The 26412-nt window shown below is 45.4% G+C and carries 12 protein-coding genes, 3 rRNA genes and 1 pseudogene; 10 read left to right on the top strand and 6 right to left on the bottom strand.

Translation table 11 applies throughout. The features are described from left to right. Positions 1 to 321: 321 nt before the first annotated feature. The 3 genes and pseudogenes from C9991_RS01310 to fdxA all read right to left on the bottom strand — a co-directional run. Positions 322 to 1218 (bottom strand): annotated as a pseudogene (locus C9991_RS01310) (IS3 family transposase); the annotation flags it as partial. A gap of 38 nt (positions 1219 to 1256) precedes the next feature. Continuing rightward, positions 1257 to 1613: a helix-turn-helix domain-containing protein gene (locus C9991_RS01305; protein ID WP_106810835.1), complete on the bottom strand. Its 357-nt coding sequence runs from the start codon at positions 1611 to 1613 to the stop codon at positions 1257 to 1259. 642 nt (positions 1614 to 2255) lie between these two features. Continuing rightward, positions 2256 to 2426 carry a 4Fe-4S ferredoxin gene (fdxA, locus tag C9991_RS01300; RefSeq protein WP_106810834.1) on the bottom strand — a complete coding sequence of 57 codons (171 nt, stop codon included), beginning with the start codon at positions 2424 to 2426 and terminating at the stop codon, positions 2256 to 2258. A 483-nt stretch (positions 2427 to 2909) separates the two neighbouring features. Between fdxA and C9991_RS01295 the strand changes: the two genes are divergently transcribed. Next, on the top strand, positions 2910 to 4358 hold the full coding sequence (locus C9991_RS01295) for an IS1182 family transposase (protein WP_106810833.1): 1449 nt from the start codon (positions 2910 to 2912) through the stop codon (positions 4356 to 4358). 346 nt (positions 4359 to 4704) lie between these two features. Here C9991_RS01295 and C9991_RS01290 read toward each other — a convergent pair whose 3' ends face one another. Beyond that, the gene (locus tag C9991_RS01290) at positions 4705 to 6840 is read right to left on the bottom strand and encodes a glycoside hydrolase family 97 protein (RefSeq protein WP_106810832.1); all 2136 of its coding nucleotides are present in this window, start codon (positions 6838 to 6840) and stop codon (positions 4705 to 4707) included. 382 nt (positions 6841 to 7222) lie between these two features. Here C9991_RS01290 and C9991_RS01285 point away from each other — a divergent pair, with 382 nt between their 5' ends. Then, a complete protein-coding gene (locus C9991_RS01285; protein ID WP_106810831.1) occupies positions 7223 to 9601 on the top strand; it encodes a choice-of-anchor J domain-containing protein in 2379 nt (792 codons plus the stop codon). A gap of 142 nt (positions 9602 to 9743) precedes the next feature. Here C9991_RS01285 and C9991_RS01280 read toward each other — a convergent pair whose 3' ends face one another. Continuing rightward, positions 9744 to 10799: a porin gene (locus tag C9991_RS01280; RefSeq protein WP_106811714.1), complete on the bottom strand. Its 1056-nt coding sequence runs from the start codon at positions 10797 to 10799 to the stop codon at positions 9744 to 9746. Positions 10800 to 11333: 534 nt separating this feature from the next. On the opposite strand from C9991_RS01280, the gene C9991_RS01275 reads away from it, so the two are divergent. The 8 genes from C9991_RS01275 (at position 11334) to C9991_RS01240 (ending at position 24459) form a co-directional block, all read left to right on the top strand. Next, positions 11334 to 12860 (top strand): 16S ribosomal RNA (locus tag C9991_RS01275). Between the two features lie 407 nt (positions 12861 to 13267). Next, positions 13268 to 16159: ribosomal RNA gene (locus C9991_RS01270) — 23S ribosomal RNA — on the top strand. A 138-nt stretch (positions 16160 to 16297) separates the two neighbouring features. After that, positions 16298 to 16410: ribosomal RNA gene (gene rrf / locus C9991_RS01265) — 5S ribosomal RNA — on the top strand. Together the 16S, 23S and 5S rRNA genes form the textbook arrangement of a ribosomal RNA operon. 184 nt (positions 16411 to 16594) lie before the next feature. Further along, positions 16595 to 17158 (top strand): RNA polymerase sigma-70 factor, encoded by a 564-nt coding sequence (locus C9991_RS01260; protein WP_106810830.1) that lies wholly within the window; start codon positions 16595 to 16597, stop codon positions 17156 to 17158. A 161-nt stretch (positions 17159 to 17319) separates the two neighbouring features. Next, a complete protein-coding gene (locus C9991_RS01255) occupies positions 17320 to 18210 on the top strand; it encodes a FecR family protein (RefSeq protein WP_106810829.1) in 891 nt (296 codons plus the stop codon). Between the two features lie 52 nt (positions 18211 to 18262). After that, positions 18263 to 21574, top strand: coding sequence for a TonB-dependent receptor (locus C9991_RS01250; RefSeq protein WP_232823218.1), 3312 nt, complete (start codon positions 18263 to 18265; stop codon positions 21572 to 21574). Positions 21575 to 21586: 12 nt separating this feature from the next. After that, on the top strand, positions 21587 to 23263 hold the full coding sequence (locus C9991_RS01245) for a RagB/SusD family nutrient uptake outer membrane protein (RefSeq protein ID WP_106810827.1): 1677 nt from the start codon (positions 21587 to 21589) through the stop codon (positions 23261 to 23263). 23 nt (positions 23264 to 23286) lie between these two features. Further along, positions 23287 to 24459, top strand: a complete 1173-nt coding sequence (locus tag C9991_RS01240; protein ID WP_106810826.1) for a purple acid phosphatase family protein — start codon at positions 23287 to 23289, stop codon at positions 24457 to 24459. A 175-nt stretch (positions 24460 to 24634) separates the two neighbouring features. Here the strand turns inward: C9991_RS01240 and C9991_RS01235 are convergent, their stop codons facing one another. After that, the gene (locus C9991_RS01235) at positions 24635 to 26272 is read right to left on the bottom strand and encodes a Na+/H+ antiporter NhaC family protein (RefSeq protein ID WP_106810825.1); all 1638 of its coding nucleotides are present in this window, start codon (positions 26270 to 26272) and stop codon (positions 24635 to 24637) included. Positions 26273 to 26412 lie beyond the last annotated feature (140 nt).

Here is a 26412-nt window from a genome sequence, read left to right as displayed (position 1 = left end):
AGCCTATCACTCTTTGTGTGGTTTAACGATTTTAGTTGACCACTCTAAGTATTATTGATAATACAAGTTGACTCAGTTATTACTTATTTATAATTCACGTTGACTTATTTAATTTTAGTCATACTTATAGTTGACTACTTATGCCTATAGTCACAAATAAAATTACCCTTCATATCTCCGCAAAGAAACATGTTGGGGGATAATCCTGAGCGTAGCTTCCTTGGTAAGTTTGGGTTGGGCTCGATGCCCAACTCAAACTTTTTACGTTGGTGGCTTAAACCATCACGTAGTTCCTTGGTGGTGCAAAGATACAAAAAGATTCTAAGCAACCTTAGCTTTTATCGCTTTTTCTCTGTAACTTATCCATCTTTTATCAATCTCGCCTCTTTTCTTTGCAGCCTCACGAGGGGTCAAGCCGTCAAGACTCAAATGTGGACGTTCTTCGTTATAGAAGCGGATGGCAGCCTTTACTGCCACCAAGACCTCTGATATAGAAGTAAACGACATGCCTTTCAAAAGCTCGTTCTTGATAGTATTGTTGACTCTTTCTGCAACGGCATTGTCCTTGGGATTGCCTGTTTCCGTCATGCTGATTTGTATGTTGTATTGCTTGAGCAAACCAGTATATTGGTAACTTGCATACTGAACCCCACGGTCAGAATGATGAATCAGTTGGCTAAGGTCATTTCCTTTGTAGTAATCCAAAGCCATCTTAAGGGCTTCTATGGCATGAATAGACTCTAGCGTTGGAGCGACACTATACCCGACTATCTCCTTTGTATAATAGTCCGTAATGAGGGCAAGATAACAGAACTTGTACTCACCGCTCTCGGGGTCGAGATAATATGGTATATACGTTATGTCACTGACAATCAGTTGGCATGGACGGCTGGGAAGCAAATCCTTAACAATATTAGGATACAATGGAAGGTCATGGGCGGAGTCTGTTGTCTTCACCCTACGTTTTACCTTTCGTACCTTAAGGTTGTATTTCTCGACAATGTCATAAAAGCGGTTGTAGCCAACACTTCTGGATACGCCAAATTGCCTTTGGTACATGAACCAAAGCTTATTGCCGCCAATACCTGGGTCTTTCTTGCGAACGCCTTTGATGAACTCTACAACGAGCGCCTCTTGCGCAACCTTTAACATGGAACTGTCACCATGTTTGTAATAGGCTTGCTTGGTTACACCAAGTAACCGACACATCGAGATGACTGGATAGAGTTTGCCATCTCGTGTGTGAAGCCTGTTTGCTACTTGGTGCCAGCTTTTTTTAAGTCAATACCATAGACTTCCTTGCCAAAGGCTACCATTTCTTCATAGAAGTCTGCACGAAGGCGCTCCGATTTTACTTGCTTCTTCAGCTCTGCTATTTCCTGAAGCAGTTGCTTATAGTCCTCAGGAATGATTTCTTTACCTTTTTTACTCATTTTTTCTGCCAATTCTGAGTTTTCGGCTTCAAAAGTACGAATTTTACGGTGAACGCTGCTAGGAGCAATACCAACGTTTTCAGAAATTTCAATCATTGTAAGGTGTTCTAAAGCATAAAGACGATAAATCTCCTTGCTTAATTCAACTTCCTTTAATGTCTCTTCTAATGATTTTTTCATTTCACTTACATTTTAGGGAGTCAACCATATTTACAAAAAGACAAGTAAAAGAGCTATTTAAAAGTAAAAAAGTAAAAGAGTAAAAGAGTAAAAAGGCTATTTAATAGTAAAAGAGCTATTTAAGAGTAAAAGAGTAAAAAAGTAAAAGAGTAAAAAGGCTATTTAAAAGTAAAAGAGTAAAAAGTTCAGATATTGTAGGAGGGTATGGCATCCCTGCCATACCCACTCAATCGGCTGTACACTCATATTGTCAGTGTGATTGCCACCACTCAATCGGCTTGTATACTCATGTCTGTGTGGGTATGGCAGGGATGCCATACCCTCCTACAGATACCCATTCTTCTTTTTTTAAAAAACCTGTTCTTCTGTCTTTTCAAAAGCAACATGTTCTCATGTTCTTCTGTCTTTTCAAACAACAACATGTTCTCATGTTCTCATGTCTTCAAAACAAAAACATGTTCTTCTGTTCTTCTGTCTTTTCAAAAACAAAATGTTCTCATGTTCTCTTGTCTTTCAAAAACAACATGTTCTTCTGTCTTTCCCCAAAAAGAACCATGTTCTCCATCCAATCCTGTCTTTATGTCGCCAAAAAAAAACGGCTGAGAGCAACGCTCCCAGCCGTTAAGCCTTGAATTATGCTTATTATTCAGCAAGGCTGATAGCCTCCTGAGGACATACGCTTGCGCATGTACCGCACTCTGTGCAGAGATCAGGGTTGATAGAATACTTTTCGCCTTCTGAGATTGCCTCTACTGGGCACTCGCCAATACATGTACCGCATGCGATGCAGTCGTCACCAATTACGTAAGCCATAATTAAAATAAGTTTTATTTGTTATAAATGTTAATTCCTATGTCGTTAAGTAGCAACGGGGTTTAGTGCTCGCTACCTACTTTCGAACGATGCAAAGATAATAATTTTCTATGTAATACCTACAATTAGGTACTTATTTTTAACTTATTTATACAATAGCTGTCGCTGCTGGTCTTTTACAATAACAATTAAAACCACGTATATATTTTCCGAGTCTTCGACTTGCTTTACATTCAGATAAAGCCTTACGAGAGCAAGCTCTCGACAGCTTTATCTGAATGTAAAGCAGTGGCACGATGTGCCGGAAAATATATACGGCTATAAACATAAAAAACATTTGGTAGAGCGTTACTTGCATGGTACGGTTCGGAGACGAGGGCACTGAAAAAGTCCCTTGCGATATATTTATCAATTATAATCTGCACATAATTTGGCTATGTGCAGATTTTTTTGTACCTTTAAGGAATAAAATCCAAGGTACTTATGCTGTCACAACAACAACTTCCACTCAGTGAATATAGCTCACTTTATGATATAGTCGTCCCCCAGGACAACCTTCTCCGCCGTATTAATAACCTGATAGACTTCAGCTTTGTCTATCAGGAACTGGTCAATAAATATTGTCCTGATAACGGCCGTACAGCTGAATCGCCCATTCGTATGTTCAAATATCTTCTATTGAAGACAATATACGATATATCTGACGTGGATGTTGTAGAGCGTTCCCGTTATGACATGTCGTTTAAGTATTTTCTTGATATGACTCCTGAGGAAGGCGTTATCAATCCAAGCAGTCTTTGTAAGTTTCGCAGATTACGCCTGAAAGACACGGATCTTATGAACCTGCTTATCAAAAAAACTGTAGAGATAGCAATAGAGAAAGGAATCATCACATCAAAGACTATTATTGTAGATTCGACTCATACAAAAGCCAGGTCAAATCCGTATTCACCAGTTGAGATACTGAAACTCCGTTCGAAGCAACTCCGCAAGGCGCTTTATGCCATGGATGATAATATAAAGGAAACACTTCCGGCTAAGAATGAAGACGATGACCTTGTTCATGAGTTGGATTATACCAAGGACCTTCTAAATCATATCACCTCGGATTCCTGCCTTTCGGAAGTGCCCGCAGTAAAACAGCGACTAAATATGCTAAAGGAGACGCTTGCGGACATAGAAGACCACTATACAACCTCAAAGGATACAGACGCACGTGTTGGGCATAAGACAGAAGACACGTCGTTCTTCGGTTACAAGACTCACATCGCAATGAGTGATGAGCGTATCATAACTGCTGCCACAGTCACATCTGGCGAGAAGGGTGACGGGCCTCAGTTGGAAGAGCTTGTTGAGCAAAGCAGAAAGAACGGAATGGAGGTTGACACGGTTGTTGGTGATACCGCATATTCTGGCTGCAAGAACCTCAAACTGGCAGAAGATGAAGAGAGGGGATTTCGTTTGGTGTCCAAATTACATCCGTCTATTAGTAGTGGATTTAGAAAGAGTGAAGACAATTTTGATTACAACAAGGATGCAGGCATGTTTGTTTGTCCTGCTGGCCATATGGCAATCAGAAAAGTAATAATGGGAAAGAATAGGAACTGGAATCAATCCATGACTTATTTCTTTGATGTGGATAAATGCAAGACTTGCTCACGAAGAAACGGATGCTACAAGGATGGAGCTAAAAGCAAGACCTATAGTGTACCTATCAAGAAAGGAGAACATAAAAGACAACTGGAGTTTCAGAAGACACAAGAATTTAAAGAAATAGCCCGCCAGAGATACAAGATAGAGGCAAAAAATTCGGAGTTAAAACAGGTATACGGCTATGATAAGGCATTGTCGTATGGGCTAGATTGTATGCAAATGCAAGGTGCAATGACAATATTTGCCGTAAATATCAAAAGAATATTGAGACTAAGCTAAGAATAATTAGAAGAATTATACACTTGTGACATAAGTGCCCTACATCCTCTATAAGGCTGTATATTAGACCATATCAAAGCAAATTAAAAGCAGATTGCAAAACCGACATAATGTTTAATGCAATCTGCTTTTTTATTTAAAAGAGTGGAATAAAGTCTTAAAGGGCTAACTTTTTCAGTGCCCTCTTCGGAGACCGTACCTCCTACCGGTAGTTGCAGCCTAATGTTTTTTATGTTTATCGCCCTATTGTGGGCAAAGTGCAGCTTGCTGCACTTTGTCCACAATAGGGTGTTTTGTCAGTTTTTTGTTAAAGCCCTGCCTGTGTGAACAATACAACAGTCAATTTCTATTGCTTTATCAGCGAAACGGCGAAGCCACCACCTCGTGCCTGCTTTACCTTTATCACGTCGCCCTTCTTTACTGTGCGATGTATGATGGTATATGCTTTAGGATTGGTTTCGTAGTCGGCATCCTTGCCGTCCTGATAGATAGCACACTTGTACTTAGCTCCCTTGTCAAGGAAGTCGAGCTTCACTGTTGTCTGGCGTGCGTTGTTTGTCTTGCCTCCTACAAACCAATTGTCGGTGCCTTTTGCCTTGCGAGCCACGGTGATATATTCTGCTGGCTCTGCCTCAAGGTAGCGTGAGTCGTCCCAATCGCATGCTACATCGCGTATAAACTGGAATGCATCATCGTACTTTTCGTAATGTTCGGGCAGGTCGGCTGCCATTTGTAGTGGCGAGTACATTACGAGGTATAGCGACAGCTGTCCGCATAATGTGCTGTGTACATACGACTTGTTGTCGCTCCACTCCGATAATTTTGTTTCGAAGATACCCGGTGTGTAGTCCATCGGACCACCCTGCAGACGTGTAAACGGAAGCATTACGGTGTGGTAGGGCACAGATCCGCCAAAGGCTTCGTATTCGGTTCCACGTGCCGACTCGTTGCCTACGAGGTTAGGCCATGTGCGGCAAATGCCTGTAGGACGTGTAGCTTCGTGTGCGTTTACCATTATATGGTGTTTGGCTGCTTGCTCGATAACGCGCTGGTAGTGGTTGTTCATCAGCTGTGAGTAATGGTATTCGCCGCGTGGGATAATGTCGCCTACGTATCCTGTCTTTACGGCATCGTAGCCGTATTTGTTCATCAGGTTGAAGGCGTCTTCAAGGTGGCGCTCGTAGTTGAGTGCTGCACTTGATGTCTCGTGGTGCATCATCAGGCGCACGCCTTTAGAGTGGGCATACTCGTTAAGGTACTTGATGTCGAAGTCGGGATATGGTGTAACGAAGTCGAATACGTCGAGCTTTTGGTGTCCGAACCAGTCTTCCCAGCCTTCGTTCCAACCCTCTACAAGCACTTCTTGCAGTCCGTTCTTGGCTGCAAAGTCGATATAACGCTTAACCTCGGCTGTTGTGGCGCCGTGTGTTCCGTTAGGCTTGCACTTAGAATAGTCGGTCTGGCCCAGGCGTACCGAGGGCAGGTCGTTGGTGTAGGCCCATGTCTTGGTGCCCACAATCATGTTCCACCATACTCCACAGTATTTTGTAGGGTGAATCCATGATGTATCCTCTATCTTGCAAGGCTCGTTGAGGTTGAGTGTAAGCTTCTTTGAGAGCATGTCGCGTGCATCATCGCTAACGAGGATGGTTCGCCATGGTGTGTTGAAAGGAGTTTGTATAAATCCCTTGCGTCCTACTGCGTCGGGTGTGAGCCACGACTCAAAGGTAAGGGTCTTTTCGTCGAGGTTGAGGTGCATTGTAGGATAGTCGAGACATGCAGCCTCGTGTATGTTGATGTACAATCCGTCCTTGGTCTTAAGCTGAAGTGAGGTCTGTACACCGGTATCTGAGAATACTGTTGTAGACGAATTGGCTTTATATGTCTCGCGGTTCTTTGCTATAACCTGACGAATTCCGGTAAGTGGAGTAATCTGATATTCATATTCCTGGGTGTCGTAGTCGCCAGGAATCCAGTAGGCAGTATGGTTGCCGGTCATGGCAAACTGGGTGTGCTCCTCTTTTATCACGAAATAGTTGAGGTCGTTTTGCTGCGGAAACTCGTAACGCAAGCCCATTCCGTAATCGTATACGCGGAATCGCAATGTGATGTTGCGGTTGGAAGATGGCTGGTTAAGGTCAACCTCCAGTTCGTTGTAATTGTTTCGGATGGTCTTTGTTTCTCCCCAAACAGGTGTCCAAGTTTCGTCGAACGAAGAGGTCTTAGAGTTAGTCTGTTTGAATCCGTCCATAAGGTCGGTCTCCTGCATACCTTTTGACGCATGCTTGTCCTTGGCAAGCTCGAGTCCGAGATGCGAGGGGTTAACAACTTTCTTTCCCTTGTAAGTCATTTCGTATGTGGGTTTGCCACCCTCTGTGAGCGAGAAAGTGAGGCTCACATTACCGTTGGGCGAGCTGACGGTTTGTGCCGATGCGAACGCAGGAATGAGCGCAAGCATAGCAGCGATACTCTTGATGTACATATTGCTTAATGTTTGATTTTTATGATTAAGGATGTTTTGGTGATGCGAATTTACTAATAAAAATCAAACGGATAGGAATGGGGGAGGAGGAAAAAGAAATATAGGTGTGTGTAAACGTTTACAAAATTTATTATAGCTCATTTTTTGAATATTTCCTTTACGCTTTTTATATCGTTTTCCTTTTCGTTAGCAAAAGTCCTTATTTTACATTGTCACTCCATGTCAAAGAAGTTACAATGTTGTTTCAATAGTTTCGATTTGAAACTTTATAGTATTTTATCTTACTAATTAATAGTTAAAATATTTTAAAGAATTTACGATTTATAACTTACGAAATCCTTTTTATAGTATTTTTGCAGCATATAATTAAAATTTTTAATATATGAGAAATTTTCTACTCACTTTAGTATCTCTCGCGGCTACGACAGCTGTCAATGCACAGTCGTTGTACTCTACTGACTTTGCCACAGAGAGCGAGTTTGCAAAATGGACAGTCATCGATGCCAACAACGATGGTGTAACATGGGTGTTTAATGCAGAAGGTTCGCAATCTAAGGTCTTTTACGCTTATTCTTCAGTCAATGCAGCAGACGATTGGTTTATCTCTCCCGAGATTACACCTTCTGTCACAGGCAAGTTGATGGTGAAGTACACCACATACGGCACATCGTATGGCGAAAAACTTGCGGTGTATACAGGTAGCACTCCTACAGTGGAGGGCATGACCAAGTTGCAAGCTAAGAACGACAAGGTGATTGGCGAGCGCACTTCGGAGTCTTTCTTTTATGATGCCACAGCTGGTGTGCCATTCCGTGTGGGATTCCACACCACCAGTCCTAAGGATCAGTGGCGTTTCTACATGTGCGACTTCAATGTCGTGCAGGTGAACAAGGCAGTTGACCTAATGGTGGACAATGTGTTGAGTCCTGTGTCGAGCGACAATCTTGGTAATGCCGAGACGGTGAAAGTACACATCGTGAATAAGGGAATAGATGCTTCGAATAATTTCAAGGTGGCTTATCAAATAGATGACAAAGAAGTTGTCACCGAGGAAGTGGGTCGTTCGCTTGCGCCTGGCGAGGAGATGGAGTATACATTCAAGACCAAAGCCGACTTTTCTAATGTGCGTCATAAGTATACTGTCAAGGCTTACACCATCGACCCTGACGACATCAATCCCGACAATGATGCCACTACAACTACCGTGCGTCATGGCGGTCCCGTTACTCTTCCGTACACATGGGGATTTGAGCCAGGCGATGATGCCGCAGACTTCAGAATATACAATCTCAATAGCGATAAAGGCGACTGGGAAGTTTACATGTCACCCTACATGAATATGGCACGCACTGGTTATGGTTGTTTGGCATATAACTATGATAAGCAGAATGATGCAGACGATTGGGTAATGCTCGATCCTATTAAGGTTGAGGCTGGCAACTATGTATTGCGTTATTGGTATTCGGGTTCTGATGGTCATACAGAGAAACTTGGTGTGTATTGGGGCAATGGCAACACGCCAGCGTATATGACAAATCATATTGACGAGCAGGTTGTCAAGCAGGGCAGATACCAGGAGTCGTTCAAGGTGATCAACTTCGACAAGCCTCAGACCATCTACCTTGGATTCTATGCTCATAGCGACAAGAACGAGAACTGGCTCACTGTAGATGACGTGCAGTTCTATAAGGCATCCAACGATGCTGTCGATCTCGTAGCAAGTGAGATTGTAAAGCCTTATGACTTTGTGCGCTCTCCTAACAATACAGATGTGGAATTTGTCATCCAAAACGTGGGCATCAAGGACGCCGACGGCAAGGTGATTGTAACTGTAGATGGTGAGAAGAAGGCTGAGGTAACTCTCAACCTCAAGGCTCAGGAGATAAAGAACCTCACAGCTAAAAACGCACTCAAGGGACTTGCTGAGGGCAAGCACACTGTTAAGGTGACTATTGAAAGCGATGACGACAATATGCCTGAGAACAATGTTGTAGAGAAGGAAGTCAATGTGCTCGGCAATCCAAGCTTGTTCTACGACTTCGAGGCAGAGAAGATACCTTCCGATCTCAGCTTCTATGTTGGCGACAATGGTACAGTCAACCCGAATGCTGGTGAGGAATTCAATGAAGAGGGATGGGGATTGTTTAGTATCGTGCAGCATGCCATGTTGGGCAGCCAGGTGCTTGCTGGAACAAGCTGGATAGACGGAGATACTCCAAACCGCTGGCTTATCTTGCCACAGGTTCATGTCAATGGCGACAACGCAAGCTTTGTATGGGATGCAATGTCGTTCAACCAGTTGTTGCTTGAGGAATACAGTGTTAAAATATCTGATGGTTCGGGCAATCCTGCCGACTGGTGGTATTCTAAGGCCACAGAGGTGAAGGGCGAGACAACTGTTCCTAAGACACGTGGTATCAGTCTTGACAAGTATAAAGGCAAGGACATCTACATTGCTTTCAACCTTGTTACAAAGAAGGGCGAGGTGCTCTGTCTTGACAATATCGGTGTATATGGCGACGCTACCACTACAGGCATCAGCAATGTCAACGGTGACGCAAGCGGAATGTTCATTGTCGACAACGACAACTTTAGTGCTGTTAATGCCAAGTCGGTGGCTATTGTCGACCTAAGTGGACGCACAGTTCTCAGTGTTAATAGCAGCTCTGCTAAGCTCGCTGGCTTGCAGCCTAGCGTATATGTAGGCATAGCCAAGTATGCCGACGGCAGCTCTAAGACACTCAAGTTTGTTAAGAAATAAGTTTTTTTGCCGAGATATTCATAGTTCGTCCCTTCCACGAAGGGGCGAACTATTTTTTTTTTTGCTCATCCTATATTTGGAGTGATACTAACTGTTTTTTAGATTTAATTGATAAGCTCCTAAGGTTAATAGATATTTTTTTTTAGAATCTTGTCATAAACTCTACAACAATCTTGTCCTTCTCGGATGTCTTGGCTATGCCCGACTTGCGATAGAAGTATTTCTCGTAGTTAAGGCGTATGTCGCTGACGAATGGCTTGCGCAGACTAAGTGTTACACCACCAGTAAGGCGCGAACGCTGGTAATCGTTTATCATCAGCTTACCGGCTTCGTTGGCTTTGCCGTCGAGATAGCGTGTACCATCACTATGGTCGCTCATGAAATCATAGCGTATTAGAGGGGTGACATAGCGTATTGCGCTCTTCTTGCTTGTAGGTATGTCGTAGCTTGCAAAGGCATCCACGGCGTGTACAGCCTTGAAGGCATCGTGTGCATAGTGCTTGTACAGGTACTCGGCTTCGAGGTGCAGACCCTTATGGTGCCAGTACATTCCGCCATCGTACATCATAACGTCTACGTTGTCGGGCTTTATCTTTTGCATACTAAGCGTAATGTTGAAACCGTGTGGAAAGAGAAACTGTGCCTTGGCAGAGAAGTTCACACTCTTTGTCCAGTAGTCTTTCTGGTTGGTAAGGCCTGATCCATTGAACAATCCTGCCTCAAGAATGATGGGGAATCCTACATTGGCTGTGTATCCAAGCGCGGCACCAACATCGCGCACATTGCCTACTTGCTTGGCTATGAACGAACGGTTGGCAAAGTATTGCTGGTGGGGCGAGCGGTGAGCATCGATGGTGAACGGCACACGCATCTGACCGATAGTGAACTGAAGCCCGTTTACTGGTTTCAGTCGGGTATATGCGTCAAGCATCTTTATCTTGCCCTCGTCGCACAGGTCTATTTCTGCCTTGTAGAAGACAATGGGCGAAAGCCGACCGTCAACGCTGATGCGGGCATTGCGTACCTCGAAACGACCTTCACCCTCTTCGGTCTGATATTCGTACTTTGAACGTATTGTTCCGTGGATGTTTACTGGTGTTGGCTTGAAGTTGTCCTCGTTGGTGTCGGTTGCTTGCTGCGCTTTTGCGGTTGTGCAGCAGAGACACAACAGGGCAGATGCTGCGAGTGCAGTTCTCATTCTTATCATAGTTTCTTTGTTTTGTTATTGTTTTGCGCTGCAAAATTAATGCTTTCCTTTTGTCACGCTGTGTCAAGAGTGTTACAATAGTATTACATTGCCTGTCTGTTTTATATTTTGTCTGCCTCTTATATATTATATAATGTGTAACTGTTATCGCACACACTACTTGTGTTGACTCAAATCAATTATTAACGGAAATGTAATAAAAATGCAAAGTTTTCTCGTGAAAGTTTTGGCGGTTCAAGAAAAAGTCGTACCTTTGCATCCGCTTACGAGAAACAACAATACCTCAAGCAAAACGAGAATTAGTTGTATTTCCGTAGGCGGATAAAGAAAAAGAGTTCTTTGAAAAGATTTATATAAGACAGATAAAGTAGTACAAGAAGCGAGAATGATGAAACACTCATTCTTGGGTAGAAGAAAAACGAACCGTCAAGTTTGTTTGACTTTAGACTCTAATTTGGAAGCTCGTTCTGAAACAGATACAAACAAGCAACGCTTGCTTCGGCAAGAGTTGGTAAAAGATATTTTACAATGTAGAGTTTGATCCTGGCTCAGGATGAACGCTAGCTACAGGCTTAACACATGCAAGTCGAGGGGCAGCATGACGATAGCTTGCTATTGTTGATGGCGACCGGCGCACGGGTGAGTAACGCGTATCCAACCTGCCCTTGTCCATCGGATAACCCGTCGAAAGGCGGCCTAACACGATATGCAGTTCTCAGCAGGCATCTAACGAGAACGAAATGTGAAGGAGAAGGATGGGGATGCGTCTGATTAGCTTGTTGGCGGGGTAACGGCCCACCAAGGCGACGATCAGTAGGGGTTCTGAGAGGAAGGTCCCCCACATTGGAACTGAGACACGGTCCAAACTCCTACGGGAGGCAGCAGTGAGGAATATTGGTCAATGGACGGAAGTCTGAACCAGCCAAGTAGCGTGCAGGAAGACGGCCCTATGGGTTGTAAACTGCTTTTATACGGGGATAAAGTGAGCCACGTGTGGCTTATTGCAGGTACCGTATGAATAAGGACCGGCTAATTCCGTGCCAGCAGCCGCGGTAATACGGAAGGTCCGGGCGTTATCCGGATTTATTGGGTTTAAAGGGAGCGTAGGCCGTTTGTTAAGCGTGTTGTGAAATGTCGGGGCTCAACCTGGGCATTGCAGCGCGAACTGGCAGACTTGAGTGCGCGGGAAGTAGGCGGAATTCGTCGTGTAGCGGTGAAATGCTTAGATATGACGAAGAACTCCGATTGCGAAGGCAGCCTGCTGTAGCGTAACTGACGCTGAAGCTCGAAAGCGTGGGTATCGAACAGGATTAGATACCCTGGTAGTCCACGCGGTAAACGATGGATGCTCGCTGTTTGCGTCTGACGTAAGCGGCCAAGCGAAAGCGTTAAGCATCCCACCTGGGGAGTACGCCGGCAACGGTGAAACTCAAAGGAATTGACGGGGGCCCGCACAAGCGGAGGAACATGTGGTTTAATTCGATGATACGCGAGGAACCTTACCCGGGCTTGAACTGCAGGCGAACGATTCAGAGATGATGAGGCCCTTCGGGGCGCCTGTGGAGGTGCTGCATGGTTGTCGTCAGCTCGTGCCGTGAGGTGTCGGCTTAAGTGCCATAACGAGCGCAACCCTTGCTCTCAGTTGCCATCGGTTAAAGCCGGGCACTCTGTGAGGACTGCCTCCGCAAGGAGTGAGGAAGGTGGGGATGACGTCAAATCAGCACGGCCCTTACGTCCGGGGCTACACACGTGTTACAATGGCATGTACAGAAAGCTGGCCGTATGCAAATACGGTCTAATCCCTAAAACATGTCTCAGTTCGGACTGGGGTCTGCAACCCGACCCCACGAAGCTGGATTCGCTAGTAATCGCGCATCAGCCATGGCGCGGTGAATACGTTCCCGGGCCTTGTACACACCGCCCGTCAAGCCATGAAAGCCGGGGGCGCCTGAAGTCCGTAACCGCAAGGATCGGCCTAGGGTGAAACCGGTGATTGGGGCTAAGTCGTAACAAGGTAGCCGTACCGGAAGGTGCGGCTGGAACACCTCCTTTCTGGAGTACGAGCAAGTCGTGAAAGTGAAAAGGTAAAAGTGAAAAGTGAAAAATCCGATTGCTTTACTAATCACAGGACAACAAACAAGAGATGGTCATTCAAATGGTTTGGTTGACTTCTCCCACGCTTCTTGGCGCACTGTCTTACTAAATAGGGAAATAACTATACAATTATAATTAATAATTGTCGGAGTACAAAAAGGTTCAAGTCCTGGTTTCTCACACAGTAAGCGAAAAGGGAAAATGGAAGTGGAAAATCACATGGATTCTTCACTCTTCGTTCTTCACTCTTCACTTTACAACGATCTTTGACATATTGATACAAGCAAAACTGTAAGTTAAAAAAATAACAACAGCTGAAAGTATGAGCTACGGTTTTCGTTCTGAGCAATCAGAATGAAGATTCGAAGAAAGTAGAAAAGGGCGCAAGGTGGATGCCTTGGCTCACGGAGGCGATGAAGGACGTGATAAGCTGCGATAAGCCTCGGGTAGGTGCAAATAATCTTTGATCCGAGGATTTCCGAATGGGACAACCCGTCTGTCTGAAGGACAGTCACTATCTTAAGATAGAGCTAACGCAGGGAACTGAAACATCTTAGTACCTGCAGGAAGAGAAAATAAATTAATGATTCCCCTAGTAGTGGCGAGCGAACGGGGAAGAGCCCAAACCATGATTGTGGCAACGCAACCATGGGGTTGTAGGACCACGCTGTGGCACGATGCTTGTGAGAGGAACGTTCTGGAAAGAACGACCATAGACGGTGACAGTCCGGTACTCGAAGCAAGTTGAAGCCTAGTGGTATCCTGAGTAACGCGGAACACGAGGAATTCTGCGCGAATCCGCCGGGACCATCCGGTAAGGCTAAATACTCCCGTGAGACCGATAGCGAACCAGTACTGTGAAGGAAAGGTGAAAAGAACCCCGAGCAGGGGAGTGAAAGAGATCCTGAAACCTTGCGCCTACAAGCGGTCGGAGCTGCTTATGGCAGTGACGGCGTGCCTTTTGCATAATGAACCTACGAGTTACCATCTCTGGCGAGGTTAAGCTCCACGAGGAGCGCAACCGCAGTGAAAGCGAGGCTGAAGAGGCCGTTTAGTCAGAGGGGGTAGACGCGAAACCAAGTGATCTACACTTGTCCAGGTTGAAGTCCCGGTAACACGGGATGGAGGACCGAACCAATAAGCGTTGAAAAGCTTCTGGATGAGATGAGTGTAGGAGTGAAAGGCCAATCAAACTTGGAGATAGCTCGTACTCCCCGAAAGGCATTTAGGTGCCGCGTCGGATGGTCACCGTGAGAGGTAGAGCGACCGATAGGACAAGAGGGCTTCACCGCCTATCGAGTCCTGACGAACTCCGAATGCTCACGGTTCGCAGTCCGGCAGTAAGGGGGCGGGTGCTAAGGTCCGTCCCCGAGAGGAGAAGAATCCAGACCGCCGTCTAAGGTCCCGGAATTCTGTCTAAGTTAGTCTAACGAAGTGGGGTCTCAGTGACAGCCAGGATGTTGGCTTGGAAGCAGCCATTCATTCAAAGAGTGCGTAACAGCTCACTGGTCGAGAGTCCCTGCATGGATAATAATCGGGTATAAGGCAGATACCGAAGGCGCGGGATAGCATAATAAAAAGTATCGGTAGGGGAGCATTCCATATCCGTCGAATGGTGCGGGTAACCTATCCTGGAGGATATGGAAAAGCAAATGTAGGTATAAGTAACGATAAGGAGGGTAAGATTCCCTCCCGCCGCAAGACTAAGGTTTCCCGGGCAATGTCAATCACCCCGGGGTTAGTCGGGTCCTAAGTCTCAGCCGAACGGCGAGGGCGATGGCAGACACGGTTAATATTCCGTGACTACCTTTAGGAGCGATGCGGAGACGGAGCAGTGAAACTTCCGCGAGCCGACGGAATGGCTCGTTAAAGAGTGTAGGTGTTGATGACTGCAGGCAAATCCGCAGTCAGAGCCGAACTTGAAAGTACAGGGTCTTCTTCGGAAGAACTTGACAGCGAGGGTAAGCATACTCCCGAGAAAATCCGCTAAGCAATCTTAAGGGTACCCGTACCGTAAACGGACACACGTAGTCGGGTAGAACATACTAAGGCGTTGAGAGATTCATGGTTAAGGAACTAGGCAAACTGACCCCGTAACTTCGGGATAAGGGGTCCTCGTGAATAGCGAGGCGCAGAGAATAGGTCCAGGCAACTGTTTAACAAAAACACAGGGCTGTGCAAACTCGAAAGATGAGGTATACAGCCTGACACCTGCCCGGTGCCGGAAGGTTAAGAGGAGATGTCACTAGCAATAGGAAGCATTGAATTGAAGCCCCGGTAAACGGCGGCCGTAACTATAACGGTCCTAAGGTAGCGAAATTCCTTGTCGGGTAAGTTCCGACCTGCACGAATGGTGTAATGATCCGGACGCTGTCTCAACCATGAGCTCAGTGAAATTGTAGTATCGGTGAAGATGCCGATTACCCGCGATGGGACGAAAAGACCCCGTGAACCTTTACTACAGCTTAGCATTGACCTTGGTCATCCGATGTGTAGGATAGGCCGGAGGCTTCGAAGCTGCGTCGCCAGGCGTGGTTGAGCCATCCTTGAAATACGGCCCTTTGGCTGTCTGAGGTCTAACTCGCTAATGCGAGGACACTGTTTGGTGGGTAGTTTGACTGGGGTGGTCGCCTCCAAAAGCGTAACGGAGGCTTCCAAAGGTGCCCTCGGGCCGATTGGTAACCGGCCTAATAGAGTGCAATGGCATAAGGGCGCTTGACTGGGAGGCAGACATGCCGAGCAGGCAGGAAACTGGGGCATAGTGATCCGGCGGATGTGTATGGAAACTCCGTCGCTCAAAGGATAAAAGGTACTCCGGGGATAACAGGCTGATCCCCCCCAAGAGCTCATATCGACGGGGTGGTTTGGCACCTCGATGTCGGCTCGTCACATCCTGGGGCTGGAGAAGGTCCCAAGGGTTGGGCTGTTCGCCCATTAAAGTGGCACGCGAGCTGGGTTCAGAACGTCGTGAGACAGTTCGGTCTCTATCTATCGTGGGCGCAGGAGTTTTGAGTGGTGCCGTCACTAGTACGAGAGGACCGTGATGGACAGACCTCCGGTTTGCCAGTTGTGCCGCCAGGCGCACCGCTGGGTATCCGAGTCTGGTTAGGATAAGCGCTGAAAGCATCTAAGTGCGAAGCCATCCGCAAGATGAGAACTCCATTGAGGGTCGTTGTAGACGACGACGTAGATAGGCTGCAGGTGTAAAGACAGCGATGTCAAAGCCGAGCAGTACTAATTGCCCGAGACTTTCTTCATAAGTAGTCGTGCTTTCAGTTGTTGTACAACTTTAACATAGGTTTTGCTTAATCAACGTGTCTATCTTATACGCACGCAACGAATTCAAAATTCAAGACTCAAAATTCAAAATTGTGAGTTAGCGTAGCGAACGAACTTTAGGCGGTTATTGCGGCGGTGTCCCACCTCTTCCCATTCCGAACAGAGAAGTTAAGCCCGCTTGCGCCGATGGTACTGCAATGCAATGCGGGAGAGTAGGTGGCTGCCTTCTTTACTTGAGGTCTTCAAGGTCTAACGACTTTGGAGACCTTTTTTTATGTCCTTATTCTTCCTTTTACACGCATTACACATTATTATATACGTACCTTATATTATATATATAGCATGCGTTCTTTGGCATGTTTAAAAAAATGTTTATCTTTGCAGCCGTTTATATTTATTGAAGTAATATAGTTATGGATAAGTTTACAAACAATTCTTTTTTTATGTCAGCCCTTGCCGAAGGCAATGAGAAGGCTTTTGACGCATTGTTTGTGGATTATTATCCCAAGGTATTGCGGTTTGTCATGTGTTTTTGCCATGACAAGAGTGAGGCAGAGAACATAGTTCAGGAGCTTTTTATGGAATTATGGATAAAGCGTGAGCGCTTTATAAAAATTGAAAATCTTGATAACTATTTGTTTATATCTGCACGCAATTCAGCTATACATTATGTTAAGCAGTCGCTTGTGTGCAGCGATGAAAAGTCGGCATGTAACGTTCAGAGCAATTATATTTCCGGTGAAATGAAGTTGTGTTATGAAGAACTTTATAGTTTTATAATGAACGAGATTGGCTCTATGCCCGAGCAGCGCCGCCGTGTGTTTGTAATGAGTCGTGTGGATGGACTAAACAATTCTGAGATAGCGCAACGTCTTGGTATTAGCAAACGTACTGTAGAGACACATATCTCCCTTGCTTTGGCACAGTTAAAAAAACTATTGCCAATTATAGGACTGTTGAGCATTATGGCATTATAGTTTACTTACCATATACTTGGCTTTTTAGCATTCAAGTGTTATGTTAGTATTTATCTTATTCGTATACGATATCTATTTTCTTTAACATTACTTAACCTTTTCGCATTACGTGTGTCTCCCACTTTCTTACTCTTTATTACAAGAATCGAACAAAAACATTTATGCAGAAAGATAATAAAGACGACAACTTGCGCGCATTGTGGGGTGCACCGCAGCCCAACATCGATGAGCGCCAGATAGCAGAAGCTCTTGAAACCTTCCGCCGCAATCGTTGTTTGCATATAAGTTCCAACCGCCGTAAGAAGTTGTTCGGCTCCATACTTAAATATGCGGCAATCATTGTAACGCCATTGCTCACAGCTCTTGCCGCCTGGAACTATTCGGCACAATACTATGCCGACGACAACGCTCTTGTGGAACTGTATGTGCCTGATGGCAAGATAGACAGTGTAGTGCTGTCGGACAATACCAAGCTTATTGTTAATGCCGGTACATCCGTGATATACCCCGCACGCTTCAACAAGCACAACTACAACCGCAACGTATACGTCAACGGCAACTGCCACTTTGCTGTAGCCAAAGACCCATTGCATCCATTTGTGGTAAACATGGGCAATCTTAAGGTCAAGGTGTTGGGTACACACTTCAGTGTAAACTCGTACAACGAAGAAGACAGTATATATGTAACGCTTGAGGAAGGTTTAGTTGAAGCCTTTGACAAACGTCAGTCTGTTTTGTTGCGCCCGAATGAGCAGTTAGTATACTGCCGCAGCAACGGAAGTATGCGCAAGCATCGTGTAGACGCTGTGATAGTTGGCTCCTGGGTTAATGGTAACATTACCTTTACGGCACAGACCCTTGGACAGATACTTAAGACAATAGAGCGTCACTACAATGTACGCTTCGATGTGTCGAAAAATATTGACCTAAATTGTCGATATACAATGAATTTCCGCAAGGGCGAGCCCATAGATCGTGTACTTAAAGTATTGTCGATGACCTCTGGCAATATACAATACGAGAGGAAACATAATATTATCAAACTATATTGAATAAAAAACAACAATACATAAAACCTATATTATTAATAAACCTAAAACAACAATGAAAACCTTAATGAACAAAAAGACTGCCGCAACACTCGCGCTATGTTTGTCGATGTCGGTGGCAGCGTTCGGACAAAACCAGGTGATTCATCTGCCGCAAACCAAGGCCTCGGTTTCGACAATTATCAAGGCTATTGAGAAGCAGACGCAGATGTCGGTGGACTTTTCGCAGAACACCATCAACCTAAACAAAACAGTAAGCCTTAAGTCGAAGAGCGAGTCGCTCGGACAGCTTATGGCACAAATTCTTAAGGACAACGGCAACCTTACCTACAAGATTGTAGACCGTCACATCATTATTGTGAAGGCCGACAATCAGGGAGCACAAGCTGTTCAGCAAGGCAAAGGCAAGTATAAAGTGTCGGGACGTGTGCTCGATGCAAATGGCGACCCTATCATTGGTGCATCAGTAATGGAAGAAGGTACAAAGAATGGAACAGTTACTGATGTGGACGGATATTTCAACCTTAACAGCAGCAAGGAGACACCAACACTTGATATTTCGTATATAGGATTCTCGTCGCTGCAGATTAAGGCACGTAGTGGTGCTACGAACAAAATAACAATGAAGGAAAACGCACAGAACCTCGAAGAACTCGTGGTTGTGGGTTACGGTACAATGAAGAAGGAAAACCTTACTGGTTCGGTTTCTTCTGTATCGAGCAAGGAGTTGGCAGCACGTCCTATAACATCGGTTAAGGCTGGTATACAGGGACTTGTACCAGGTTTGCAGGTAACCAACAGTCAGGGTAGACCAGGTGAGGACAATGCCTCAATGACCGTGCGTGGCGTAGGAACACTCAACAATTCTTCACCATATATTCTTATTGACGGTATTGAGAGTGGAACCATGAACAATATCGACCCTAATGATATCGAGTCGATTTCTGTATTGAAAGATGCCGCTTCGGCAGCCATTTATGGTTCTAAGGCAGCCAACGGCGTAATTCTTATCACAACTAAGCGTGGTAAGTCGGGCAAACCAACAATCAGCTATAACGGTACATTCGGCTGGCAAGTAGCAACCGGACATGTAGAGCGTATGCATTCTGCTGATGCTGCCGATTATCTCAATAAGGCTTTGCAGGCAAGCGACAAGCCAATAAGATTTACACCAGAGGATATACAGAAGTTCCGTGACGGCAGCGATCCTTACGGACATCCAGATACCGACTGGCAGGACCTTGCCTATCAGGGCAATGGCTTTATGCATCAGCATAGCGCAAGCGTGAATGGTGGCAACGACAACGCAAGCTATATGGTGTCGGCTGGCTATCTAAACCAGAATGGCATTATGGTTCACAGCAATCGCGAACAGTTCAACTTGCGCTCTAATGTTGACGTAAAGTTGTCAGATAAGTTTGCTGTGCATACAAGTTTATCGTATATAAATAATAAATACGAAGATCCAACCAACTCGTATGTAGGTGGTGGTTCCGACCAGATTATACGTCAGGTTAACCTATTTGCACCATGGGTGCCTTACAAGAACGAAGATGGTACATATGGTACTCTTGGTGATGGCAACCCGATAGCATGGCTTGACCTTGACCAAACAATAAAGCGTCGCCGCCAGAATTTTACAGGTATATTGGCTATCGACTATCAGATACTTAAGGAACTTAAGTTTACAGCCAAGGGCGCATTCACATCGCAATGGGAGGCTACCGACGACTTTATGAAGGACATACAATACAACTCGAGCAAGTATCACGGACCGGCATCGCTCAGCTCACGCCGTTATGCATGGAACCGTCCGTCGCTCGACCTTCTTCTCAATTACAACAAGAACTTTGGCAAGCACAACTTGAAAGGTCTTGCAGGCTACCACCTCGAGAAATACAACTATGACGAGTTGCAAGCCTACCGCAACGATTTCCCAACCAACGACATTACCGACATGAACGCCGGTAAGGAGTCTACCCAAACCAATAGCGGATATACACGCGAATTGGCAATGATGTCTTACTTTGGACGTATAAACTACGATTATGCCGGACGTTATCTGTTTGAGGCAAACTTCCGTGCCGATGCCTCGTCACGCTTTGCCCCAAGCAACCGTTGGGGCTACTATCCTTCGTTCTCGGCAGGATGGCGCGTCAGCGAAGAAAGTTTCATGGAACCTACACGCTCGTGGTTGCAGAATCTTAAGTTGCGTGCATCGTGGGGACAGCTTGGCAACCAGGATGCCTTGACCGACTTTTATCCATGGCTTGTAACCTACAGCGTAGGTGTTGACTATCCTTTTGGTGGCAATATGGCATCGGGTGTAGCTCAGACAGCGCAGAAACTGTCAACCATCTCTTGGGAGAAATCTACAACATGGGGCATAGGTCTTGACTTGTCGTTGCTCGATTGCATCGACTTCACCATCGATTACTACAACCGCAAGACAACAGGTATCATAATGTCGGTACCGGTTCCTGGCTCGTTTGGTTTGAGTGCATATAAGTACAATGTGGGTGCCATGCGCAATAGCGGTATCGAGATGTCGCTTGCTTTCCATAAGCGTTGGGGCGATTGGACATTCAACACTACCGGCAATTTTGCCTATAACAAGAACGAAGTGCTCGACCTTGGTGGTGTGACAGAGCAGATTAGCTCGTATCTCATCAATCGTGTAGGCGAGCCATATCAGTCGTTCTACGGATATGTATGCGATGGAATGTTCCGCACACAGGAGGAGGCAGATGCCTTTACCGAGCAGTATGGCAATCCATTTGGAAGTTCGAAGAAGTTCAAGGCTGGTGACTTGCGCTACAAGGATGTTGACGGCGACGGCAAGCTGACAGTAAAGGACCGCACCACAATTGGTACATCGCAGCCAAAGTTTACCTATGGTCTTAATCTTGCTGCATCGTGGAAGAATATTGACGCGTCTGTACTATTGCAGGGAGCGCTTGGTGTATACCGCTACTTTAACGAAGAAGTATATGGCGACTTTAGTGGCGACTCAAAGCACCCATGTACAGCATGGTTTGACGCCTTCGACGAGAAGACCAATCCTAATGGCAAGTTCCCACGTATAGCCGAAACCAGCAAGACAGCCAGCTATCCTAACACGGTATCTTCTTACTGGGTAAAGCGCACCAACTATCTGCGCTTTAAGAACATTCAGGTGGGATACACATTGCCTAAGCAATGGCTATCGCACCTCGGTATAAGTAATATGCGTGTATTCTATTCGGGCGAAAACCTCTTCAAGGTAGACAATCTGCCTATAAACATCGACCCAGAATCGCCTTCAGGACGTGGATCACACTATCCGCAGGTGGGCACACATTCATTCGGTATAAACCTAACTTTCTAAAAAACTGACGCTATGAAACTAAAATATTCAATTATAGCATTGATGCTTGCCGGAGGCTTAATGACATCATGCTCTGACTTTTTTGACACATATCCAAAGGACGAGCTTTCGCCCTCTACATTCTGGAAGACACCTACCGATGCTGAAAAGGCTGTTGTGGCTTGCTATCCCAACTGGTATAGTCCGGCAACCGGTTCTACAGAAGTGTTCTTTGCCGATTGTATGTCGGATATTGCTTATAGCCATACCGGCTCAAGCAAATACAAATATGTAGGCAACGGCTCGATGTCGCGTTCGTCGACCGTGGCTTATTACGACTACAAAACCATTCGCCGATGCAATAACTTCTTTGCCAATATCGACAAAGTTAGTGGTTTGAGCGACGAGGCCAAGAAAGATCTTATGGGACAAGTGCGTACAATACGTGCTTACCGTTATTTCCAGATGAACTACTGGTTTGGCGGTGTACCTCTTATCACAGACCTGCCTCAGCTTGCAGATGATGCAAAGCTGCCACGTGACAGTGAGGATAAGGTTAAGCAGTTTGTATACAAGGAACTCGACGAAGCTGCATCAGAATTGAACAAGCAGCCTGCCAAGCGTGGACGTATAGCCAAGGGCACAGCTCTTGCCATAAAGATGCGTGCCTCGCTTTATTGGGGCGATCTCGACTTGGCACTTAAGGCAGCCCGTGATATTCAGGCTCTTAATTTGTACAACATCGAGAAGGATATGTCTTTCCTCGAGCTGTTCAGTCTAAAGGGACGCGACTCGAAGGAGATAATCTGTTCGATGCAGCATGTAACTACCACTTACGCATTTGACAATACCATTCGTTTGTTCAATAATGCCGATGGTGGCTGGGCTTCTTTCGTGCCTACACAGAATCTTGTTGATATGTTTGAGATGAACAATGGCTTGATGCCTAATGAGCCAGGTTCTGGTTACGACCCAACACATCCATATGCCAATCGCGACCCACGTCTGAAGAATACAGTTGTCTACTCTGGACAGGATTGGGTTGGATCTAACGGTCAGACACGTATATTCAACGGACTCGACAAGAAGATCGATGGCAAGACCAATTACGATTATTGGAACAAGGAAAACAATGCGTCGCATACCAGTATGATTTGGGCAAAGTATACAACTCCAAGATCACAGTATTCGGCATCGCTTACCGACGACGAGTTGTGTCCTATACTTTTCCGTTATGCCGAGGTGCTGCTTACCATTGCCGAGATAAATATAGAGAAGAATGAGAATATTGCCGAAGCCTTTGACTATATTGACGAGTTGCGTCAGCGTGGTGGACAAATAAAGGTAGACCGCAGCAAGTACGACACTCAAGACAAGCGCCGAGAACTGATACGTCGCGAACGTTGCATTGAATTGGCTGGTGAGGGTCTGCGTCGTCCTGACTTGTTGCGTTGGCATGATAAGGATGGCAAGATGTTGGCAGAGACTGTGCTCAATGGCAAGTGGTATCATCCAGTAGGTACTGTAGATTATAATGAACCTGATCCTGACCGTCGTGCCGTGATAAAGGCTCCTACAGCGGAGAATGAGTCAGAACGCACACTTGACAAACTTGTGTTTAAGCCATACATGCGTTATCTGCCTATACCTGACGGACAGCTCACAACCAATCCAAATCTTACACAGACCGAAGGTTACGAACAGAATTAATAATTTGTTAATTGATTATATTGATGAGAAAAATTGCTTTGACAATTTTGTTGTTTGTATGGGCCGTTATGGGGGCGTTGGCCGATGGTATAAACATAACCCATGGCCCATACTTACAGAATGTAGGCGAGACAGAAGCCACATTCGTATGGGTTGCCAATAAACCGTCAATAGGATGGGTAGAGCTGGCACCTGACGACGGCACTAACTATTATGCCGTAGAACGTCCTAAGTATTTTGACACCACAAATGGCGTTAAGAATACTTCGACTCTTCACTCTGTCAAGGTTAAGGGATTAAAGCCTGGCACCAACTATCGCTATCGTGTGTATGTTACTGAAGTGCTTTCACACAAGAGTTGGATAGTGAACTATGGTCGTACCGACGCCATTGACGTGTTTTATGGACAGCCACCAATGTTCCGCACTAACGATACTAAGAAGGCAGAAACGTCATTTGCCGTTGTTAACGATATTCATGCCAGAGCTGGTGACATTACAAAGCTGATGAATGTTGCCAATTACAAGCAAAAGGACATGGTAATATTCAATGGTGATATGCTTTCTAATCTCACTAGCGAGGAACAGATTTTCACAGGTTTTATGGATGAATCCATTAAACTCTTTGCAAAAGAGAAACCTCTGTACTATGTTCGTGGCAATCACGAAACTCGTGGTGAATATGCTACAATGTGTCAGAAGTATTTTTCCCCAAAGGAACCGCATCTGTATTATATGTTCTCACAAGGACCTGTATGTTTCATTATGCTGGATACAGGTGAGGATAAACCTGATACAGACCTTGAATATAGTGGTATTACTGATTACGACAATTATCGTAACGAACAAGCCGAATGGCTGGCTCAAGTAGTTAAGTCAGAAGAGTATCGTCGTGCCAAGTGGCATGTTGTGGTTGGTCATATACCGCCTCGTCCTGTAAAAGATATGTGGCATGGTCAGTATGAAGTGTTGCGCAAGTTTGTGCCAATACTCAACGAGGCTAAGGTTGATGTAATGTTGTGCGGTCATTTGCATCGGCACATTATCAATAAGCCTGACGATGAAGTGAAGTTCCCAGTTGTTGTCAACTCTCTTGATCACGTCATTTCAGGATGGACAGATGGACAAAATCTACATCTTGATATGTATGATACAAAGGGTGCACTGGTGGAGAAATTCATAGTAAAAGCAAAATAAGGAATTAAAAAAAAGTCTGCGTTCAGTTCTTTTGACGCAGACTTTTTTGCTTCTCTATTATTTATATAGTCAACTGAATCAACTCTATAAAGTATCATTATATTACTTGTGAACGCACATTCCGTGGCTTGCGGACGGAACTTAATATTCTTATCAAGATATTTGTGTCCCAGTATTAATGAGGCTGTCTTGAGCCAATCCTTTTCAATATCCATAATGCCGAGAAAATCATTGCTATGCCGAATATCCATGAGATAGCAGCACTGGCTACGACACCGAGTTGTTGTGTGAATCCTGCCACGACAAATGTCAGGAACGACACGGCGGCTACAGTCAGAGCGTATGGCAATTGCGATGACACGTGATGTACGTGCTTGCATTCTGCGCCCGCCGATGCCATAATGGTGGTATCGGATATTGGAGACACATGGTCGCCGCATACTGCACCTGCCATACATGCTGATATGGATATGATGCGCAGCGGTGCTGCAGCTGGGAATACGGCTATGCATATTGGTATGAGTATACCGAATGTTCCCCAAGATGTGCCGGTTGCAAAGGCAAGCAATGCTGCCACGATAAATATTATTGCCGGTAGCAGCATCTGGAGTCCTGAGGCACTACTTGCAACTACGCCCGATACGTATTCGGCTGCACCAAGAGAGTCGGTCATGCTCTTCAGTGTCCATGCAAGTGTGAGTATCAGTACGGCAGGCACCATGGCTTCAAAACCCTTGATGAGGCAGCTCATGGCATTGTCGAACTTCAAAGTGCGACGTGCAACAAACATTGTTATTGTAAGAATCAATGCTGCAAGCGAACCGATAACCAATCCTACTGAGGCGTTGCTTGCTGCAAAGGCATCTACGAAGTTGTGATAGCAATTGCTTGTTGTGTCGAAATATCCTCCGGAGTAAACCATGCCTGCCATACAGAACACTATGAGCATCAGTATAGGTACTACAAGGTCTACGACCGAACCGTTTGTCGTTGCAGGTTTCTTTTCATCCTGCTTGGCACCCACACCGTGTTCTACAATATGTAGCTTGGTGTCAATCACTTCGTCTACCTGTCCGCCCGTGCGCTCGTACCATTCCTGCAGGCGTGCGTCGTACTTGCTCATGGCTTTGAAGTCGAAACCCGACACTACAATCATAAACATGAATATAATAGTGAAGAATGCGTAGAAATTAAACGGTATTGCCTGGCAGAACAACGCCAATCCATTCTCTCCGCCAGACACAAATCCAGATACTGCTGCCGCCCAACTTGATATGGGCGATATGATGCACACCGGTGCTGCTGTAGAGTCAATAAGATAGGCAAGTTTTTCTTTTGTCACACCGTGGCGTACGGTTATAGGACGCATCACAGAACCTACTGTGAGACAGTTGAAATAGTCGTCAATGAATATGAGAATGCCGAGAATGATAGTGGCAATCTGTGCGCCTATCTTTGTCTTGATGTGTTTTGACGCCCAACGTCCGAATGCAGCCGAACCTCCAGCCTTGTTCATCAGCGACACTATAGAACCCAGTACGACAAGGAACACGATAATGCCAACGTTCCATGGATCGGACAGGCATGAAATGAGTCCGTACTGCTTGGTGTCAGATCCTGTGCCTACTGTGTCGTTGAGCAGATGTGTCAAGAAACCTTCAAATCCTGTGCCCATCGACATGCTGTAAAGTACTGCACCGAGCACTATGCCGATGAACAACGACGAGTATACCTCCTTGGTCTTCAGTGCCAGTGCAATGGCTACGACGGGAGGAAGAAGAGACCAGATTGTCCCAATGAAATTGAAATCCATATTATTTTATCTCTTATTTTTTCGGAGTGCAAAGGTAAGGCTTTTGTTGCAAAAAGTGAAACTAAAAAGTGTAATTGTATGAATAACCATTAGTTTTAAGTAACTTTGCACCATACAATTACTTTTGAACTAATTTAAAT

The organism is Prevotella merdae, from assembly GCF_900290275.1.
In the GTDB taxonomy this organism is placed as follows: Bacteria; Bacteroidota; Bacteroidia; order Bacteroidales; family Bacteroidaceae; genus Prevotella; species Prevotella merdae.
Note: the sequence above shows the minus strand (reverse complement) of the source record. Positions and strands in the feature narration are given on the sequence as shown.